This window comes from Streptomyces sp. NBC_01166 (assembly GCF_045039765.1).
In the GTDB taxonomy this organism is placed as follows: domain Bacteria; phylum Actinomycetota; class Actinomycetes; order Streptomycetales; family Streptomycetaceae; genus Streptomyces.
Genome location: NZ_CP108613.1, coordinates 107,681 through 126,893, shown reverse-complemented (window position 1 = coordinate 126,893; position 19,213 = coordinate 107,681). Strand labels below are relative to the sequence as shown.

Here is a 19,213-nt window from a genome sequence, read left to right as displayed (position 1 = left end):
TGGATCACGAAAGTTCGAACCCCTCTTCTCTCTTCTGTCAGTGTCATGGACGTGACATCGATCCCGGGGTCACCCGCCCATGGCGCCCTTCCGTCAAAGGAGCCCTTGGTGCGCAGACGATCAGGCGGACGACTGTTCCGTCTTCTCGCGACAGCCGTGCTGACGGTCACTGCATCCGTCACGGCTTCCCCGCACTCCACCGCCTCGGCAGCGCCCGACAGCCCGGCGCTCACCCCACCGCTCGGCTGGAACAGCTGGAACAGCTTCGGGTGCGGGATCACCGAGACCCAGGTGCGCCAGGCCGCCGACGCGATGGTGTCCTCGGGCATGCGCGACGTCGGCTACCAGTACCTGGTGGTCGACGACTGCTGGTTCGACCCGCAGCGTGACGCGGCAGGCAACCTGCGGGCCAACCCGACCAAGTTCCCCAGCGGAATGAAGCCGCTCGGGGACTACATACACAGCAAGGGCCTGAAGTTCGGGATCTACCAGGTGCCGGGCGAACGCACCTGCGCGCAGACCAGCGGCGCCTATCCCGGGTCGACGGGCAGCAGGGGGCACGAGGCCCAGGACGCCGCCGCGTTCGCCTCGTGGGGCGTCGACTACCTCAAGTACGACTGGTGTTCCTCCAGCGGCACCCGCGACGAGCAGGTCGCCCGCTTCTCGCTGATGCGCGACGCCCTGCGTGCCACCGGGCGGCCCATCGTCTACAGCATCAACCCCAACAGCTTCCATGCCATCACCGGCGCCGACTACAACTGGGGAGAGGTCGCCGACCTGTGGCGGACGACCGAGGATCTGCTGGACATCTGGGAGAACGGCAACACGAACAGCTACCCGATGGGCGTCGCCAACGTCCTGGACATCACCGCGCCGCTGGCGGCACAGTCCGGCCCGGGACACTGGAACGATCCCGACATGCTGGTCGTCGGCCGCCCCGGCTTATCGCTGAACGAGTCCCGTTCGCACTTCGCCCTGTGGGCACTGCTGGGTGCCCCACTCATGGCCGGTAACGACATCCGCACCATGTCCGCCGACGTGAGCGCCATCCTGCGCAATCCGCGTCTGCTGGCGGTGAACCAGGACTCGCTGGGCGCGGGCGGGCGTAGGGTGCGCGACGACGGCAGCACCGAGGTGTTCGCCAAGCCGCTGTCGGACGGCTCGGTCGCGGTGGGCCTGTTGAACCGCGGAGAGGGCGCGGCGACGGTCACCACGTCGGCCGCGCAAGTCGGCCTGTCCGGCGGGCCCTTCACCCTCACGGACCTGTGGACCGGCGGCACGTCGAGCACGTCCGGGCAGATATCGGCGAGCATCCCCGCGCACGGCGTCGCCGTTTTCCGGGTGACCGGCGGCAGCCCGCTCGCCGCCACCACCTCGCGTCTGCGGGGCAACGGCTCCGGCCGCTGCGTGGACGTGGACAGTGCCTCGACCGGTGAGGGGGCCACGGTTCTGCTGTGGGACTGCCACACGGCAGCCAACCAGCTGTGGACCACGTGGGCGGGCGGCGAGATCCGCGTCTTCGGCGACAAGTGCCTGGACGCCTACAACCAGGGCACCACCAACTCCACCCCGGTCATCACCTGGCGCTGCAACGGCCAGGCCAACCAGAAGTGGGCGGTCGGCTCCGACGGGTCGATCCGCAACGTCCACGCTGGACTGTGCCTCGACGCCAACGGGGCCGGCACCGCGGGCGGGACCCCGCTGGTCCTGTGGACCTGCAACGGCCAGGCCAACCAGAAGTGGACCCGCGCGTGAGCAACCACGTTTTCAAGAGGGGGATTTCACGAGGACGAGATCCCTCTTATCGCCCGCCGTGGTCGCGGCGCTGGTCGTCCTGAGCATGCGTCCTCGGTATCTCCGGCGGACGGGCGTTGGGGGACAGATTTCCTACGGCGCCCGCCGGAGTGCGGGACCGCACTCACAACCTCACCACCACACCCAAGGTGTCCGTCATAGCGGAACAAGCTCAGAGGAGCCGTCAGCCTGTCAGGCGAGCCTTCCAGATCTCCTCGCTGGGCCATTGCTGAGCCCAGCCGGCGGAAACTTCTGCGTAGTCCTGGTGCGCAGACTGGGGTGCCTGAATCTCAATCAGATCCTCAACGACGAAGCCGCAGGAGCGCAGCAGACGAAGCATCTCACCATGCGGCAGGATGAACTCCACGTGATTCCCTTTGTCCAGCCCATTCAGGCCAAATTGTCGGCGGGACAGGGTGGTGGACGCCGGTCCCTCGGGCGGCACGCACAGCGCGAACAGCGGTGAGTAGCGCATGAACACCAGTTGGCCGCCAGGAGCGAGAAGCCGGGCGGCCTCCGGGATCCACTGGTAAGGGTCGCACCACAAGGAGGCGCCGTATTCACTGATCGCCAGGCCGAACGTGTTTTCCTCGTAGGGCACCTTTTCAGCGTTGCCCAGGACGAGGGGGAAATCGATGCCGAACTCCGCCTGCATCGTGTGAGCCGTGGCGAGCTGTTTCTCCGAGAGGTCGATCCCGACCGGGTGGGCTCCCGCTCTGGCCAGCCAAGCGGAAACGTAGGCAGTACCGCAGCCCAGCTCTATGGTGCGCATCCCGGCTATGCCGTCGGGAAGCACGGAGACCTGCGACTCAGGAGTTGCCCATAATCCCCAGCGCGGTTCCACCTGCGACCAGTGATCGCGGGCGAGCGGTCCGTGCCACGCGGCCGCCTCGTCATCCCAGTAGCGGCGGTTTTGCTCCAGATGGTCCGCAGGGCCGTCATGAGTCATGAAGGCATTCGATCGCAGACGCCGGTGTACCGGCAACGGAATTACGACCGGGCCGGACTCCATCGAGAACGCGCGGCCGGCACGACGGCCAGGTAGGCGACCGGAAAGTTCGTTGACCCAGTGTGACAGTCATTCCCCTGTGGGTACTCCTGTCCGCAGTCGTTGGGTTCGCCGGTACGGGCGCGGTCGGGGCCCCGCTCGAGCGGCTGATCTGGGCCAATGCTGGGTACGCGCACACGGCGAGCTGTCAAATCTCCTGACTGCGCGGCGTCCTGAGGGGCCAGGACTTGACACAGCACTGCGTACAGCGGGTGCCCGTACGGATGTCCGGCTCTGTCCGACGGCCGGTCGATGTCATGTTCGACGGTTTCCGGAAGGGGTCCGGAGAATTTTTGGATGGAGCTTGTTCCGCATTGACGGACACCATTGGTGTGGTGGTCAGGCTGTGAGTGCGGTTCTCGTTCTCGGCGGGGCTGGAGGTGCGCCGAGAACGAGAACCGCCGCTCACGACGACCGTCACCTTTGTCTGTTATGCGTATGTTGGGGAGCCGGCCCGTCCTCTGCCTGGCCTCGTCCGTCGCCCCTGCCTCGCCAGGGGTGGAACCGGCGACGGAACTGGTGGTCAGGGCGAGTGAGGCGCCGACTCGGTGGCCGGTCTGAGCATTATGGTGCTCACCACCTGCTCGGACTCCGGCACCACGGACAGCTCGGGCCGGACCGCGTTGATCGGTGGCAGGCCGAGCACCCAGACCTGTGCATCGAGATCGTGATGTTGGAGAACGACGCGTTCAAGTCGGACATGACCGCGCTGACCAACTCGAAGGAGCTGCCGGACATCTACAACACCTGGGGTGGCGGCGTCCTCGAGCAGCAGGTCGACGCGGGGCTCGTCGAGGACATCACCGACTCCGTCGAGCCCTGGGTCGACACGCTCGTGCACGCCTCGCGGACGGCGTACGAGTTCGACGGCAAGATGTACGCCGACACCTTCGGTATCGGCGCCGTCGGCTTCTGGTACGACAAGGCGCCCTTCAAGAAGGCCGGGGACGACTCCCCGCCCACCACCTGGGCCGACTTCCTCGACATGGTCAAGAAGCTCAAGGACGCCGGGTACACCCCGATCGCGCCGGCCGACAAAGAGAAGTGGCCCGGGATGCGCAACTGGGCATATCTGGCCACACGTATCGCCGACGTCGAGGGGCCGTAAACGAGTATTTCCGTCAGTTCGCATCTCTGGGAGGCCGATATTCGCCGTCCCGGAGCGGCCGCCGCCGTTGAAGTTGGGGGCGCGACTTCACGTGCAATCCGTACGCGGCCCTTCGGCGACAGCCCGGTCCGGGTGATTCCTTTCGAAATCCTTCGATGACCTTTTGTGCAAACGAAAGCCGCTCTGGGATGCCTGGAGGGAAGGAGTCTCGAAACTTTCTCGAAACTCTTGACATGTTCCGGCGGAATTTCCACACTGAGTCCCGAAGCGGTGTCGCCCGTCCGCCCGGAAGAGCCAGGTGTCGGGTGCCGGCCTTGGATCTTTACGCCCTGGTGGTCAGCGTCCTTTGCTAATGGACGCGGGCGTCATTGACGCGGATTCATTCTGCCGCGCTTTAATCCTTCCATGTTTTCTCTCCCGGAGGCTCAGTCATGGGCTCAAATGCCATTCGCCCACCCACGATCCGCCGGAAGATCGGCGGTCTGTGTTTGGCGCTGATCGTCGGAGTCCTCGGTGCGGTCGCCACACTGGTGGCCCCGCCGACCGCACACGCCGCCGAGAGCACGCTCGGCGCCGCGGCGGCGCAGAGCGGCCGGTACTTCGGCACCGCCATCGCCTCGGGCAAGCTGGGCGACTCGGCGTACACGACGATCGCCGGCCGTGAGTTCAACTCGGTGACGGCCGAGAACGAGATGAAGATCGACGCCACCGAACCGCAGCGGGGCCAGTTCAACTTCACCTCCGCTGATCGCGTCTACAACTGGGCGGTGCAGAACGGCAAGCAGGTGCGCGGCCACACCCTGGCCTGGCACTCCCAGCAGCCCGGCTGGATGCAGAGCCTCAGCGGCAGCACACTGCGCCAGGCGATGAATGACCACATCAACGGCGTGATGGCCCACTACAAGGGCAAGATCACCCAGTGGGACGTCGTGAACGAGGCCTTCGCCGACGGCAGCTCGGGAGCCCGGCGGGACTCCAACCTGCAGCGCTCCGGCAACGACTGGATCGAGGTCGCCTTCCGCACCGCGCGCGCCGCCGACCCGGCGGCCAAGCTCTGCTACAACGACTACAACGTCGAGGACTGGACCTGGGCCAAGACCCAGGCCATGTACGCCATGGTCCGGGACTTCAAGCAGCGCGGCGTGCCCATCGACTGCGTCGGCTTCCAGTCGCACTTCAACAGCGGCAGTCCCTACAACAGCAACTTTCGCACCACTCTGCAGAACTTCGCCGCCCTCGGCGTCGACGTGGCCATCACCGAACTCGACATCCAGGGCGCCCCGGCCTCGACCTACGCCAGCGTGACCAACGACTGCCTGGCCGTCTCTCGCTGCCTCGGCGTCACCGTCTGGGGCGTGCGCGACACCGACTCCTGGCGCTCGCAGGACACGCCGCTGCTGTTCAACGGCGACGGCAGCAAGAAGCCCGCCTACACCGCGGTCCTCAACGCACTCAACGGCGGCTCCACCACGCCCCCTTCGGGTTCCGGACAGATCAAGGGCGTCGGGTCGGGCCGCTGCCTGGACGTGCCCAGCAGCAGCACCACCGACGGCACCCAGCTGCAGCTGCGGGACTGCAACAGCAGCACCAACCAGCAGTGGGCGTACACCGACGCCGGTGAGCTCAAGGTCTACGGCAGCAAGTGCCTGGACGCCGCAGGGACCGGCAACGGGGCCAAAGTCCAGATCTACAGCTGCTGGGGCGGCGACAACCAGAAATGGCGCCTCAACTCCGACGGATCCATCGTCGGCGTCCAGTCCGGCCTCTGCCTCGACGCCGTCGGCAACGGCACCGCCAACGGAACCCTGATCCAGCTCTACTCCTGCTCGAACGGCAGCAACCAACGCTGGACCCGCACCTGACGTGCCACAGCGAAAAGGTGAATCGATGAAGACCTACGGCGCGGCTTTCCCCGCCCCTCCACAAAGACATCGCTGGTGGTCCCGGGTCGCCGCCGTGGTGGCGGCGACCCTCGCGATCGGCATGCTCGTCGCCGTGAACCCGGCGCCCGCCGAGGCGGCGACGGTGGACACCAATGCCTGGTACGTCCTGGTCAATCGCAACAGCGGTAAGGCGCTGGACGTCTCTGGCGTGTCCACCGCCGACGGCGCGCGGGTCAGCCAGTGGACGCGTCACGACGGATCCAACCAACAGTGGCAGTTCGTGGACTCCGGCGGCGGCTTCTACCGGCTCAAGTCCCGGAATTCGGGCAAGGTACTCGACGTGGCCGGCGACTCGACCGCCGACGGTGCCGCGATCGCGCAGTGGGCCGACCGCAACGGAGCCAACCAGCAGTTCCGCTTGGCCGACTCCGACGCGGGCCACGTCCGGCTGATCAACCGCAACAGCGGCAAGGCCGCGGAGGTGCAGGGAGCCTCCACCGCCGGCGGCGGCAACGTCGTCCAGTACACCGACTGGGGCGGGGCCAACCAGCAATGGCAGATGGTCAAGCTGTCGTCCGATGGCGGCGGCGGATGCGGTAGCGCCCCGACTCTGGCGAGCGGCACGCACACGATCCAGAGCAACGGCAAGAGCCGCAGCTTCATCCTCAGGGTTCCCGCCAACTACGACAACAGCCACCCCTACCGGCTGATCTTCGCGTTCCACTGGCGAGGCGGAACCGCCGGCGACGTCGCCTCGGGCGGAACGAGCGGGAGCGCCTGGTCCTACTACGGCCAGCAGGAACAGTCGAACGACAGCGCGATCCTCGTCGCACCCCAGGGTTTCGGCAACGGCTGGGCCAATTCGGGCGGTGAGGACGTCACCTTCGTCGACGACATGATCCAGCGAATCGAGGGCGGCCTCTGCGTCAACACGGCACAGCGCTTCGCCACGGGTTTCAGCTGGGGCGGCGGTATGAGTTACGCAATCGCATGCACCCGGGCGAACGTCTTCAGGGCCGTCGCGGTCATCTCCGGCGGCCAGATCAGCGGGTGCAGCGGCGGCACCCAGCCCATCGCCTACTTCGGAATCCACGGCATCAGCGACTCCGTCCTCAACATCGGCCAAGGACGGTCCCTGCGCGATAGGTTCGTCAGCAACAACGGCTGCACTGCCCAGAGCCCGCGCGAGCCCGCCCCGGGCAGTCGGACGCACATCACCACCTCCTACTCGGGCTGCCGTTCCGGGTACCCGGTCCAATGGGCCGCGTTCGACGGAGGCCACATACCCGGTCCGGTCGACGGCTCCTCCAACGAGAGCGGCGTTGCCACCTGGACCAAGGGAGAGATCTGGAGGTTCTTCGCACAGTTCCAGTGACACGCCCGCACGATGGAGTGGAGCCAGGATGAACCTGGCTCCACTTTGGCGTCGCCTATCTCAGGTTGAAGGATGGAGAAGCTCCTTCAGGAAACGCTCATGCCTGCAGACTCGTCACGGCCGGCGAACAGGGCTTGGAGGAGGCGGTGTTCGCAGAGCAGAGCCTGGTGGAGGGAGGCCTCGTCCGCTCTGAGTCGCGCGATTGGGCGGCTGCACCTCCGCACTCACGGAAGCCGGGCCTGGCGGTAGATCCGGACCTGGTGTCAAGACCCTCCTCGCCCGCGAGGACCGCTGCACGGCGGTACGCGACCAGCTCTCCGGCGCGAATTGTCCACCGACTTGCAGGCCATGGGGGTCTACCAGGCCGCGGGTGAGCTAGGCCGTGGCCTTGGTGGACCCGCCCCTGAGCACGGCTTGCCAGCCCTCTGGCGGAGTTGGCGGTGGCCGCCTCGAGCCGGCACCGGCCCTGGGCCGCGGCGAGGACGTGCCCCGGGCGGGGGTGGAGAACGCCGCCACCCGCATCTTCCGCGAGAGCACGGCCCCGCCGAAGAGCTGAACGGACCGGGGGAGACCCCGGGTATCCGGTTCGGCACCCGGAGCGAGGGACCGTCAGCAGACGGTGCCTTTCACCGAGCTTCCGGACTCGTCACGTGAAACGTCACGGTGGCTCCACTTCTGGACCTGCGTCCGGAAGGCCGCCGGGGCCACTGCCGCGTCGGTGCCGGGCCTGGGTGAGCGCCGGATATGCGCATCTGCTCGTGGACTACCGCGGCCGGTACGGCAGCGGCGGTGCCACCCCACGCCGAGGCCCCGGCGGTCCAGCGCCCACCATGCGCGCCCTCTCCGGAGTGGACGTGGGAGGTCCGCGCCGCCGTCGCCGGGTTCGTCCCTGACCCGGCAGCGGTGCTGGTCACGGCGTCACTGCTGTGCGGCATTCTGAATGGTTACACAGCGTGAAGTAGAGCACGCGTATGTCCGAGGTGTCGGACGGAAGTGTGGGGCGACCGGCGGGCGGCCGACGGCATGTCCTACGGTTCCCGGTAGATGCCCGGATACATTCCGGAAGTACAGCTACGGAGGTGGGGATGGTGGCCGGGGAAGGCACTCAGCGCAAGACAGCCACACAGGGCCCGGGCAGGCCGGCCAAGGTGACGATCACCGAGATCGCGAGGGAGGCCGGAGTGTCCGTGCCGACCGTCTCGCGGGTCGTCAACGGTCGCTCCGATGTCTCGCCCGCCACCCGGGCCCGTATCGAGGACCTGCTGCACCGTCACGGCTACCAGCGCCGACCGGCCGCCCCCGGGGCCCGGGCGGCCCTGCTCGACCTGGTCTTCAACGATCTCGACAGCCCTTGGGCCGTGGAGATCATTCGTGGTGTCGAGGAGGTCGCCCACGAGGCGAGTATGGGCACGGTGGTCTCTGCCCTTCACGATCGGGCGGGCGCCGCGTGGCAGTGGATGACCAACCTGCGCGCCCGGGCGTCGGACGGCGTGATCCTGGTGACGTCGGCGCTCGAACCCGGGCTTCACGAGGAACTGCGTTCCCTGGGTGTGCCGTTGGTGGTGGTCGACCCTGCCGGATCACCGGCGACCGAGGCCCCCACCGTCGGCGCCACCAACTGGGCGGGTGGGATGGCGGCGACCGAGCATCTGCTGCACCTCGGGCACTGCCGGATCGGGTTCATCGAGGGGCCGCCGCGGCTGCTGTGTTCCCGGGCCAGGCTCGACGGTTATCGGGCCGCGTTGGATGTGGCGGGCGTGGCCGTCGATGACGCGCTCGTGGTACCCGGCGACTTCTACCACGCGTCAGGATTCACCGGCGCGGAGCAGTTGTTGGAGCTGTCCGAACCGCCGACCGCGATCTTCGCCGCGAGCGACCAGATGGCGCTCGGCGCGATCGAGGCGCTGCGGCGGCGCGGTCTTCGGGTGCCGGAGGACATGAGCATCGTCGGTTTCGACGATCTGCCGGAGGTGCGCTGGTCAGCGCCGCCGCTGACCACCATCCGCCAACCTCTGTCCGACATGGGAAAGTTGGCGGCGCGGATGCTCCTCGACCTCGCACGGGACGTCGAGCCCGCCTCTCCGCGGGTGGAACTCGCCACCGAGCTGGTGATCCGCGCGAGCACCGCACCGCCGCGCCGCGCGTAACGGAACGGCGTGCTCCGGGGGTGTCAACGCACTTTCTTGTCAGGGTCGTTGACACCCCCGACGCATGCCCGTAACTTCCATGGCCGTCCCCCGATAATTCTCGGAAAGTTTTCGGAAGGTACACCATGTCAGCCTTCGACCGAGCCGTCGCGTCCGCATCCGACGCCGCATCCTTCGCCTTCTCCCGTCGCCGGTTCCTGGGGACAGCGTCGGCAGTGGGGCTGGGCGCGGCCGGCCTCTCCGCTTGCTCGGATTCCGGGTCCGCGACCACCGACAGCAAGGGCCGGACCGTCGTGGAGTGGTGGAACATCCAGACCACGGAGCCGTCGAAGTCAGTCTGGCCCGAGCGGGCCAAGGCGTTCGAGGCCGCGCACCCCGACGTGCATATCAAGCTCGTCATGCTGGAGAACGACGCCTACAAGTCGAAGATGACAGCGCTGACCAGTTCCGGCAAGCTGCCGGACATCTATCACACGTGGGGCGGCGGCGTTCTCAAGCAGCAGATTGATGCGGGCCTCGTGGAGGACCTCACGTCGTCCGTCAGCTCCTTGAACGACACCCTCGTGCCGGCGTCGGTCAAGGCGTATCAGTTCGACGGGCAGACGTACGCCGTGCCCTTCGACATCGGTGCGGTGGGCTTCTGGTACAACAAGGCGCTGTTTGCCAAGGCGGGCATCAGTGCTCCGCCGGCCACCTGGGCGGATTACCTCGACGCGGTCAAGAAGCTGAAGAGCGCCGGGATCACCCCCATCGCCTTCGCGGGCAAGGAGAAGTGGCCCGGCATGTACTACTGGGCGTACCTGGCCATGCGGATCACCGGGGTCGACGGCATGCAGAAGGCTGCTGACGCCAAGGACTTCACCGGTGACGACTTCGTCAAGGCGGGCGAGCACCTCAAGGAGCTCGTCGCACTCCAGCCGTTCCAGAAGGGCTTTCTCGGTGCCGCGTACTCGACGCCCACCGGCGAGGCAGCCGCCATGGGCAACGGCAAGGCGGCGATGGAGCTGATGGGCCAGTGGGCGCCCGTCGTGCAGGCCGACGCGGGCAAGGGCATCGGCAAGGACCTCGGGTTCTTCCCGTTCCCCGCGGTCGGCGGCGGCAAGGGCGCGGCCACCGATGTCTTCGGCGGAGGTGGCGGCTACGCGGTGCGCAAGGGCGCGCCGAAGGCGGCCGCGGACTTCCTGAAGTTCTTCATGACGGCCGAGTCCGACCGCATCCTCGTGTCGAAGGGCTCGATGATGCCCGTCGTCAAGGACGCCACGAGCGCATTGACCGACCCCAGCCTCAAGCTCGTTTCCGATGCCCTCGGCAAGGCGACCGGATTCCAGCTCTACCTCGACCAGGCGTACCCGCCCGCCGTCGGCCAGGAGGTCAACGACTCGGTGGCCGCCCTGATCGCCGGGTCCAAGTCACCCGAGCAGGTCGCCCGTTCGGTCACCCAGGTCGCGAAGAGCCAGTAGCCGACATGACCTCCACTACCGTGAAGGGCCCCACGCCCGCCACCGTTCCACCGAAGCAACCGGACACGAGAGCACGCCGACCGTTGGGCCAGCGGGTCGTCGACTGGCTGACCGCCTTCTGCTTTACCCTGCCCGCCCTGCTCCTGTTCGGCGCACTCGTGCTTGCCCCGATCGCGTACGCGCTGTACGTCAGCCTCTTCAACTGGGGTGGATTCGGGGCCCCTTCGGACTACATCGCCCTCGACAACTACAGCCGGCTCCTCCGCGACCCGGTCTTCATCGGCGACCTGTGGCGCGGCCTGCTGCTCGTGCTGTTCTCGGTGTGCGTGCAACTGCCGTTCGCGCTCGGCATGGCCGTGCTGCTCAACCAGAAACTGCGCGGGCGTGCCCTCTACCGGATGCTGTTCTTCGCCCCTTATATCCTGTCCGAGGTCATCACCGGCGTCCTGTTCTCCATGATCTTCGCGCCGGACGACGGGCTCGCCGACCAGGTGCTCGGCGCGGTCGGCCTCGAGGGCCTCGGCGGACTGTGGTTCGCCGACCAGAACCATGTGCTGCCGACCCTGTTCCTCGTCATGACATGGAAATACTTCGGCTTCCACATGATGCTCTTCCTGGCCGGACTGCAGGGCATACCCGCCGAACTGCACGAGGCGGCCCGGATCGACGGCGCAGGCCCCTGGCAACGATTCCGTCACATCACCCTGCCGCTGCTCGGGCCGACGGTCCGCATCAGCGTCTTCCTCTCCGTGATCGGCGCCATTCAGCTCTTCGACCTGGTGTGGGTGATAACGCAGGGCGGTCCGGACCACCACTCCGAGACCATGGCCGTGACCATGTTCCAGTTCGGCTTCAAGCGCTACCAGATGGGCTACGCCAGCGCGATCAGCATCGGCATGTTCCTCATCAGCCTCGTCTTCGCCGTCATCTACCAGCGTGCCGTGCTGCGCCGCGACACCGAAGGAGCCCTCACCACCATGCGAGCCTCCCGATGAGCGCGGGCGCGCGCAGAAGGCTGCGCTCCGTGCCGTTGTACGTGATCGTGTGGCTGGTCGGCGTAGCCATGGTCACGCCGCTGCTGTACGCGTTCGTGTCCGGGTTCAAGTCCACCGACGAGCTCTCCCGCAACACGTTCGGCCTGCCCTCGTCGTGGGTGACGTCCAACTACACCGACGTACTCGCCTCCGGCTCGTTCTGGCGCATGCTGGGTTCCTCCACACTGATCGCCGTAGGCACGACCGTGCTGACGGTGGGCGCCGCGGCCCTCGCCGCCTTCGCGCTCGCCCGATTCGCCTTCCGTGGGCGGGAGGTGCTCTTCACTCTCTTCACCGTGGGGCTGATGTTCCCGTTCGCCGTGGCGATCCTGCCGCTGTTCGTTCTGCTGCGCACCTTCGGGTTGCTCGACAACCCCTGGGGCGTCATCTTGCCGCAGGCCGCGTTCGGCCTGCCCATGACCATCGTCATCCTGCGCGGCTTCTTCCGGGAGATACCCGGAGAAATCGAGGAGGCCGCCACCCTCGACGGCTGCTCGGCTTTCGGCTTCTTCTGGCGGATCTTGCTGCCCATGGCGCGGCCCGCTCTCGGCACCGTGTCGATCCTCGCCATCGTCGGCAGCTGGAACAACTTCCTGCTCCCGCTACTGGTGTTCAGCGAGCAGACCTGGTGGACGATCCCCATCGGCGTCCAGCAGTTCCAGGGCCAGTACGCCGCCGACATCGCCCGCGTATTCGCCTATCTCGTCCTTGCCATGGTGCCCGCCCTCGCCTTCTATGCCGTCGCCGAACGGCAGTTGATCGGCGGCATCACGATGGGTGCCACCAAGGGCTGAGCTCTGCAGAACAACGCCCCCTACTCGTACTGCACTTGAGGAGCTCCATGGTCGCGCCATGGCAGGACACCACTCTGCCCGCCCATACCCGGGCGGCGGACCTGCTCGCCCGGATGACCACCGAGGAGAAGACCGCCCAGCTGTCCAGCGTCTGGATCGGCGCCGACACCGAGGGTGCCGACGTCGCCCCCGGCCAGAACACCTACGCGGCCCACAGCGCCGCCCTCGACGCGCTCCTTCCCTACGGCTTGGGCCACCTCACCCGCCCCTTCGGCACAGTCCCCGTCGACCCCGCAGAAGGCGCCGCCCGCCTCGCCGAGCTGCAGCGCACGATCCGCGCGGGCAACCGGTTCGGGGTGCCCGCGATCGCCCACGAGGAGTGCCTGACCGGCTTCACGGCCTGGCAGGCCACTGTCTTCCCCACCCCGCTCGCCTGGGGCGCCACCTTCGACCCAGCGCTGATCACCGAGATGGCCGAGGCGATCGGTACGTCGATGCGCGCGGTCGGCATCCACCAGGGCCTCGCCCCGGTCCTGGACGTCGTACGGGATCCGCGGTGGGGTCGCACCGAAGAGTGCATCGGCGAGGACCCGTACCTCGTCGGCACCATCGGCACCGCCTACGTGCGGGGTCTTGAGGCCGCAGGGATCGTCGCCACGCTCAAGCATTTCGCCGGGTACTCGGCCTCGCGCGCCGCCCGCAACCACGCGCCCGCCTCGCTCGGCCCGCGCGAACTCGCGGACGTGATTCTGCCCCCGTTCGAGATGGCGGTGCGCGACGGCGGCGCCCGCTCCGTGATGCCCGCCTACAACGACGTCGACGGCCTCCCCGCCCACGCCCACGCCGAGCTCCTCACCCAACTGCTACGTAAGCAGTGGGAGTTCACCGGGACCGTGGTGTCGGACTACTACGGCGTCTCGCTGCTGGAGGAAGCGCACCGGGTCGCCGACGGGGAGGGCCACGCCGCGCGGCTCGCCCTCGCGGCCGGGGTCGACGTGGAACTGCCGGCGGCCCGCTGCTTCGACCCCGCGGTCCCGCTCCCCGTGGACCTGCTCGACCGGGCCGCGCTGCGCGTCCTTACGCAGAAGTGCGAACTCGGGCTGCTCGACCCCGACCGGGAGCCCGTCGCGGGCGGCGCGCCCGTCGACCTGAACCCGCCGCACATGCGGGAGCTGGCAAAGAAGGTCGCGGAGGAGTCCGTCGTCCTGCTCGCCAACGACTCCGGCATGCTGCCGCTGGGCGATGGGCTGCGCATCGCCCTCCACGGTCCGCTCGCCCACGAGCAGGCGGCCATGCTCGGCTGCTACACGTTCCCCCGGCACGTGGGCGTGCACCATCCCGAACTACCCACAGGTGTCGAGGTGTTGACTCTCGCTGAGGCTCTGCGCGCCGAGCTGCCGACCGCCGTGTTCGCGGATGATCCGGCGGCGGCCGACGTCTGCCTGGCCGTGGTCGGGGACCGGTCGGGTCTGTTCGGGCGAGGCTCGTCGGGCGAGGGCTGCGATGCCGAGGACCTGCAGCTTCCATACGGACAGGCCGAGTTGCTGGACGAATTGATGGCATCCGGCACGCCGGTCGTCATCGTCGTACTCAGCGGAAGGCCCTATGCGCTCGGCCGCTGGGTCCACCGGGCTGCCGCCGTCGTGCAGGCGTTCTTCCCCGGACAGGAGGGCGGCGGTGCCGTCGCGGGCGTCCTCTCCGGCCGCGTCGACCCCTCCGGGCGCCTGCCCGTAGGGGTGCCGCGCAGTCCCGGCGGTCAGCCCGCCCCGTACCTCGCCCCGCCGCTCGGTCGGCACGGCTTCCCCAGCACCGTGGACCCGACCCCCCTGTACCCGTTCGGTCACGGCCTGTCCTACACCACGTTCAGTTGGGGCCAACCGCAGTGCGACGCCCCGGAGCTCGCCACCGACGGCGAGACCACACTGCGGCTGACTGTCCGCAACATCGGCGAACGCCCCGGAACCGAAGTCGTCCAGTTCTACCTCCACGACCCTGTCGGGACCGTCGCCCGTCCGGAGGTCCGTCTCGTCGGCTACGCCCGGGTCACGCTCGCCGCGGGCGCGTCGGCCGAGTTGCACGCCATGTTCCCTGCCGACCTTGCCGCGTACACCGGTGCCGACGGCTGCCGCGTCGTCGAACCCGGCGCCCTCGAACTGCGCCTCGCCGCCTCCAGCGCTCACGTCCACCACACCGTGCCGCTCACCCTGACCGGGCCGGCGCTCGAGGTCGGGCACGAGCGCCGGATGTGGTGCGAGATGCGCGTCAAACAGCGCCGCACGCGGCTCGCGCCAAACAGACCGCACATCCCTGCCCCGTAGTCGAGACGCCACAATCGAGGAGAGACACTCATGCGTACCCTCGCGCGCGGTCCCCGCCGCACTGCTGCCGTGCTCACCGCGTCCGCCGCCCTGTTGGTCGGCCTGGCCTCCGCCCCGGCCGCCGAGGCGGCGAGCCCCCACCGGCACCGGCCCGTCACCCTCGACGACCTGGCCCGGCAGCACGGCCGCTACTTCGGCTCAGCCGTCGACAACCCGGAGCTCGCCGACACCGCGTACGCCGACCTGCTGGGCGCCGAGTTCGGCCAGACCACACCAGGCAACGGCATGAAGTGGGACGCCACCGAACCCCAGCGTGGCGTCTTCGACTTCACCTCGGGCGACGAGATCGCAGACTACGCGAAGGCCAAGGGCCTCAAACTGCGCGGGCACACCCTGCTGTGGCACAGCCAGCTGCCGAGCTGGCTGAGCTCCGGCAGCTGGACCGCGGAAGAACTGCGCGCCGTCCTCAAGACCCACATCACGCAGGTGGTCAAGCACTACCGCGGCAAGGTCTTCGCCTGGGACGTCGCCAACGAGATCATGAACGAGGACGGCACCTACCGGGAGAACATCTTCTACAAGACCATCGGCCCGTCCTACATCGCCGACGCCCTGCGCTGGGCCCACGCCGCGGACCCCAAGGTCAAGCTCTACTTGAACGACTACAACGTCGAGGGAACGGGGGCGAAGTCGGACGCGTACTACACGCTCATCAAGCAGCTGAAGGCCGACGGCGTGCCCATCGACGGCTTCGGCATGCAGGCCCACCTGGCGTTGCAGTACGGATTCCCGTACCAGCTGCAGCAGAACATCCAGCGGTTCGCCGACCTCGGGGTCGACGTCGCTATCACCGAGCTCGACATCCGCATGGTCCTGCCCTCCGACGCTACGACGCTGGCTCGGCAGGCCGACTGGTACAGCCAGGTGACCAGCGCATGCCTGGCCGTGCGTCGGTGTGTCGGCATCACGCTGTGGGGCTACTCCGACGGCCACTCGTGGATCCCCTCCACCTTCCCCGGCGAGGGAGCGGCCCTGCCCTGGGACGAGAACCTGAGGCACAAGCCGGCCTACGATGCGATCCACGCCGCGCTCACGGCGGCCAGGTCGTAGGCTTCAGGGCTGTTGCCCAGCCGGAGCACCGAAAGCCTCCCGCCCCGGACCTGGCCGGCCACCCGCAAGCAAGAACATCCGGCCTACCCCACGCCACGACGTGCACACGGTCGGCAAACCAGGCTCCACGAAACGACGAACGAAGAAGTCGACGGACCCACGTCCGCGCCGCACAGGTTAAAGATCAAGCTTAGTGAGCGTTTGATTCTCGCTTGTCTGTTTCATTTGGCTTAGTTGTCGCGCCAGTTGGGGGTGGCTTCGTGGGTGAGGCGGCGGGTCATGAGGTTGATGGCGGCGAGTTTGATCATGGCTGCTGATCGGTGGGGGGTGGGTTTCGTAGTCGCGGGCCGGTGCCGTTGCGGGCCCGGCGCCAGCACCCGTGCTGTTCGAGGTCAGCTCCTCGCTGACGCAGATTGCCCGGTATCCGTGGCCTCTCCTGTCCAGAGGCGGGGCAATGACGACAAGGAGTGCCGGCGGTGGCTACGCGGACCTACCTGGCCTGGTACCGCGACGGCCGTATGGACGAGCCCGCGTTCCGCTCGGTCACCGGCCTGCTGGCCGAGTGCGGGATGAGCGTCGAACATCCGGCACTGGGCTGCGGAATGCTGCTTGACGTCGAGGGGGAGCAGGTGAAGCTGCCCCCCCGAGCGCATCCTCGAACTTGTCGGCCTGTCGGTCGGACCGCTCTTCATGCAGCTCTGGCTGTCGGCTGACACGGATGTGGTGTGCCATATCAGGTACGTGGTGCCAGACGTCCAGATTCTCACCTTCGCACTCAGCGGGCTGAGTGCGACGGAGCATGAGCAGGTGGAGGATGCCATCGAGCGGCTGGTCCAGCGGGAGCTGGAGACGACCCTCGCGCTGCTCGTCGACGTGGGCGGCGAGACAGCGCAAGAGGACGACGACGCGCTGGTCCTGTACGGCCGGCTGCCGAGCGGTCCGCGCCCGGACGAGGTGCGGTTGCCGACCGGCCGGCTCGGCGCCGTCGCCAAGCGTGAGTCTGAGCCGGTCATTCGTAAGATCGGCGGACCCCCGGGGGTTCTGGGTATGGCTGTGAGCTTGTCGCCGTTGGAGGGCTCAAAGAACTTGGCCGCCCGGAGCCCCGCGACGACTCGACCGCTAATTGGGATACGCAACTCGATCGCTTCGTAGGGCAACGTCGGCGAGGTCGTCTGCGGGACTGGTACTTGGACGATGAGCTGGCGGAGGTGACCGTGCCCCAGATCTGGGCCGGAGTGGACATCGGCAAGGAACATCACCACTGCGTGGTGCTGGACGGACAGGGCGAGCGACTGCTCTCGCGCCGAGTCCTCAACGATGAGACGGCCCTGCTGGAGCTGATCTCAGAGGTGCTGACGTTCTCCGGCGAGGCTCTGTGGCCGGTGGACATCAACCACGGCGGGGCCGCTTTGCTGATCGGCTTGCTGCTCAGCCACGACCAGCCGATGGTCTATATCCCCGGCCTGGCGGTGCACCAGGCGTCGACTGTATACCGGGGCCAGGGCAAGACGGATGAGAAGGATGCCTTCGTCATCGCCGACCAAGCCCGCATACGCAAGGACCTCGGTCTCCTGCGGCCCGACGACGAGACAGCCGTCGACCTGCGCACACTGACCGCGCGTCGCACCGACCTGGTCAACGACCGCACCCGCCAGATCAACCGGCTCCGAGCTCAACTCCTGGAGATTTCCCCGGCCCTGGAACGGGCTGTGAACCTGAGCAAGAAACTCCGGGAGCTCGTGGAGGCTTCAGACGGACGCGCACCCCGACTCCTGACACCAAGTACCTGACCGCCCCGGAGGGTGCCCCGCGTGGTTCTGAGGCCGCCTGAGGAGCCGATGCTCGCGCAGGCCCGCGAGACCCTCCCACCCCTCGGCCCCGGCCGGGTGGCGGTGAGCCCAAGTTCGACGGCTTCCGGGCGCTGCTCCTCACCCCGCTCCGTGAGGGTGACCCGGTGCTGTTGCAGACCCGGCGGGGGCGCTGGTCCAGGACCGCTTCCCCGACCTTGGCGCCGCCGCGCGCAGCCTCCCGGCCGGTCTCGTCCTCGATGGCGAGCTCGCCGTCCTCGACCACCACGGACAGCTCAGCTTCACCGCCCTGCAACACCGCGCGACCGCCGGCCGCAATGCTCGAGCCCTGGCGGCCGAGATGCCCGCCCATATCATCGCGTTCGACGTCTTGCAGGTGACGGTTGTCAACCGGGACTGTCCTGCGCCGGTACCCGCCGGGGCCCGGCTCGTTGTGCTCGCATGGACACCCAACCGCCCACACCGGGCGCAGATGACGTGGCAACCGGCCGAGACCTTACCTGGCAGGCATCAAAAGCCCTTGACCAGGGCAGCCCGGATGACGCCCGCGCGCTCGCGGATCTTGCCCTCGTTTACTTCCGCCTCGGACTTCCGCCCCACCTTGTCATCGGGCCAGACCCCGGCTCCGCCGCCCCAGCAGACCTGCAGAAGACCTCCAGGCCCTCGGAAGCCCTCCCCCCACCCCGCGGCACGAAGGACTGGGACCAGTACCGGCCTGCCCCGCCCACGACTGTGGTTCCGGTCGCGCCCCCACGCTCATGACCCGCGCCCCGCTGACGCGCGGAGAAGCTCGGCCCCTGTCTTCCCTGGACACGGCGTTCGTGGGGCGCTGGGAGGTCGTCCGGGCGTGGTCTCGGGGAAGCGAGGGGGCTGCGCTGGCCTTCTTCTCCAGCCCGTCGCGCTGCTCCGGGCCACCCCTGTCGGAGCCGTTCGGCGAACGGTCACGGTGACCGTTCCCCGAACGGAATTGGTTTCAGGCGTTGTGCGGTCAGGCGGTGGCCTTTTGCAGGCAGGTCTTCAGGTCGGTGCGTACGGCGGGTAGTGCGTCGTGAGCGGTGCGGGCGTCGGTACTGGTCGTGGTGACGTTCTGGGCCAGGGTGGCGCGGTCCTTGGCGGTCGTGGCCTTCCGCGCCTCCACCGCATCGGCCTTGAGGCGCTCGGCCACCAAGGCAGGCGGGCTCGCGGGCTGCGCATTACTCCTGACAGTGACGCGACACCCTGCGAGGCCAGGAACTGCGTCTGGCTCAAGGGGGCGCACCCGCCCTGGTCCGGTGAGGACAGGGCGGGTGCGGTGTGGTTCTGATGAGGTGCCGGCGGGCCGCGGTGGAGTGGCG

At 68.0% G+C, this 19,213-nt stretch carries 13 protein-coding genes and 2 pseudogenes; 12 read left to right on the top strand and 3 right to left on the bottom strand.

The window, feature by feature from the left end; all coding sequences use genetic code 11:
- The first annotated feature begins 108 nt into the window (after positions 1–108).
- Positions 109–1,755, top strand: a complete 1,647-nt coding sequence (locus OG379_RS00660; RefSeq protein WP_405658134.1) for a glycoside hydrolase family 27 protein — start codon at positions 109–111, stop codon at positions 1,753–1,755.
- A gap of 223 nt (positions 1,756–1,978) precedes the next feature.
- On the opposite strand, the gene OG379_RS00655 is transcribed toward OG379_RS00660, so the two are convergent.
- On the bottom strand, positions 1,979–2,743 hold the full coding sequence (locus OG379_RS00655) for a class I SAM-dependent methyltransferase (RefSeq protein WP_405658132.1): 765 nt from the start codon (positions 2,741–2,743) through the stop codon (positions 1,979–1,981).
- Positions 2,744–3,512: 769 nt separating this feature from the next.
- Between OG379_RS00655 and OG379_RS00650 the strand changes: the two genes are divergently transcribed.
- From OG379_RS00650 to OG379_RS00610, 9 genes are all read left to right on the top strand, one after another.
- Entirely contained in the window at positions 3,513–3,950 is a 438-nt protein-coding gene (locus OG379_RS00650; protein WP_405658129.1) for an extracellular solute-binding protein, read from the top strand.
- A gap of 431 nt (positions 3,951–4,381) precedes the next feature.
- Entirely contained in the window at positions 4,382–5,812 is a 1,431-nt protein-coding gene (locus OG379_RS00645; protein WP_405658127.1) for an endo-1,4-beta-xylanase, read from the top strand.
- Between the two features lie 94 nt (positions 5,813–5,906).
- Positions 5,907–7,208, top strand: a complete 1,302-nt coding sequence (locus OG379_RS00640) for an RICIN domain-containing protein (RefSeq protein WP_405668348.1) — start codon at positions 5,907–5,909, stop codon at positions 7,206–7,208.
- 1,085 nt (positions 7,209–8,293) lie between these two features.
- Positions 8,294–9,355 (top strand): LacI family DNA-binding transcriptional regulator, encoded by a 1,062-nt coding sequence (locus OG379_RS00635; RefSeq protein ID WP_405658125.1) that lies wholly within the window; start codon positions 8,294–8,296, stop codon positions 9,353–9,355.
- 125 nt (positions 9,356–9,480) lie between these two features.
- A complete protein-coding gene (locus tag OG379_RS00630; protein WP_405658123.1) occupies positions 9,481–10,815 on the top strand; it encodes an extracellular solute-binding protein in 1,335 nt (444 codons plus the stop codon).
- A gap of 5 nt (positions 10,816–10,820) precedes the next feature.
- The gene (locus OG379_RS00625) at positions 10,821–11,810 is read left to right on the top strand and encodes a carbohydrate ABC transporter permease (RefSeq protein WP_405658121.1); all 990 of its coding nucleotides are present in this window, start codon (positions 10,821–10,823) and stop codon (positions 11,808–11,810) included.
- Positions 11,807–12,643, top strand: a complete 837-nt coding sequence (locus OG379_RS00620; protein WP_405658119.1) for a carbohydrate ABC transporter permease — start codon at positions 11,807–11,809, stop codon at positions 12,641–12,643. The genes OG379_RS00625 and OG379_RS00620 overlap by 4 nt, the downstream gene beginning before the upstream one ends.
- Positions 12,644–12,690: 47 nt before the next feature.
- On the top strand, positions 12,691–14,961 hold the full coding sequence (locus OG379_RS00615) for a glycoside hydrolase family 3 N-terminal domain-containing protein (protein ID WP_405658116.1): 2,271 nt from the start codon (positions 12,691–12,693) through the stop codon (positions 14,959–14,961).
- A gap of 30 nt (positions 14,962–14,991) precedes the next feature.
- On the top strand, positions 14,992–16,071 hold the full coding sequence (locus OG379_RS00610) for an endo-1,4-beta-xylanase (protein ID WP_405658114.1): 1,080 nt from the start codon (positions 14,992–14,994) through the stop codon (positions 16,069–16,071).
- A 230-nt stretch (positions 16,072–16,301) separates the two neighbouring features.
- Here OG379_RS00610 and OG379_RS00605 read toward each other — a convergent pair.
- A pseudogene (locus OG379_RS00605) lies at positions 16,302–16,419 on the bottom strand (IS5/IS1182 family transposase); the annotation flags it as partial.
- 342 nt (positions 16,420–16,761) lie between these two features.
- Here OG379_RS00605 and OG379_RS00600 point away from each other — a divergent pair.
- Positions 16,762–17,223: a hypothetical protein gene (locus OG379_RS00600; protein ID WP_405658112.1), complete on the top strand. Its 462-nt coding sequence runs from the start codon at positions 16,762–16,764 to the stop codon at positions 17,221–17,223.
- A gap of 62 nt (positions 17,224–17,285) precedes the next feature.
- Positions 17,286–17,798: pseudogene (locus OG379_RS00595) on the top strand (IS110 family transposase); the annotation flags it as partial.
- Positions 17,799–18,867: 1,069 nt separating this feature from the next.
- Here OG379_RS00595 and OG379_RS00590 read toward each other — a convergent pair.
- The gene (locus OG379_RS00590; RefSeq protein ID WP_405658110.1) at positions 18,868–19,044 is read right to left on the bottom strand and encodes a hypothetical protein; all 177 of its coding nucleotides are present in this window, start codon (positions 19,042–19,044) and stop codon (positions 18,868–18,870) included.
- Positions 19,045–19,213 lie beyond the last annotated feature (169 nt).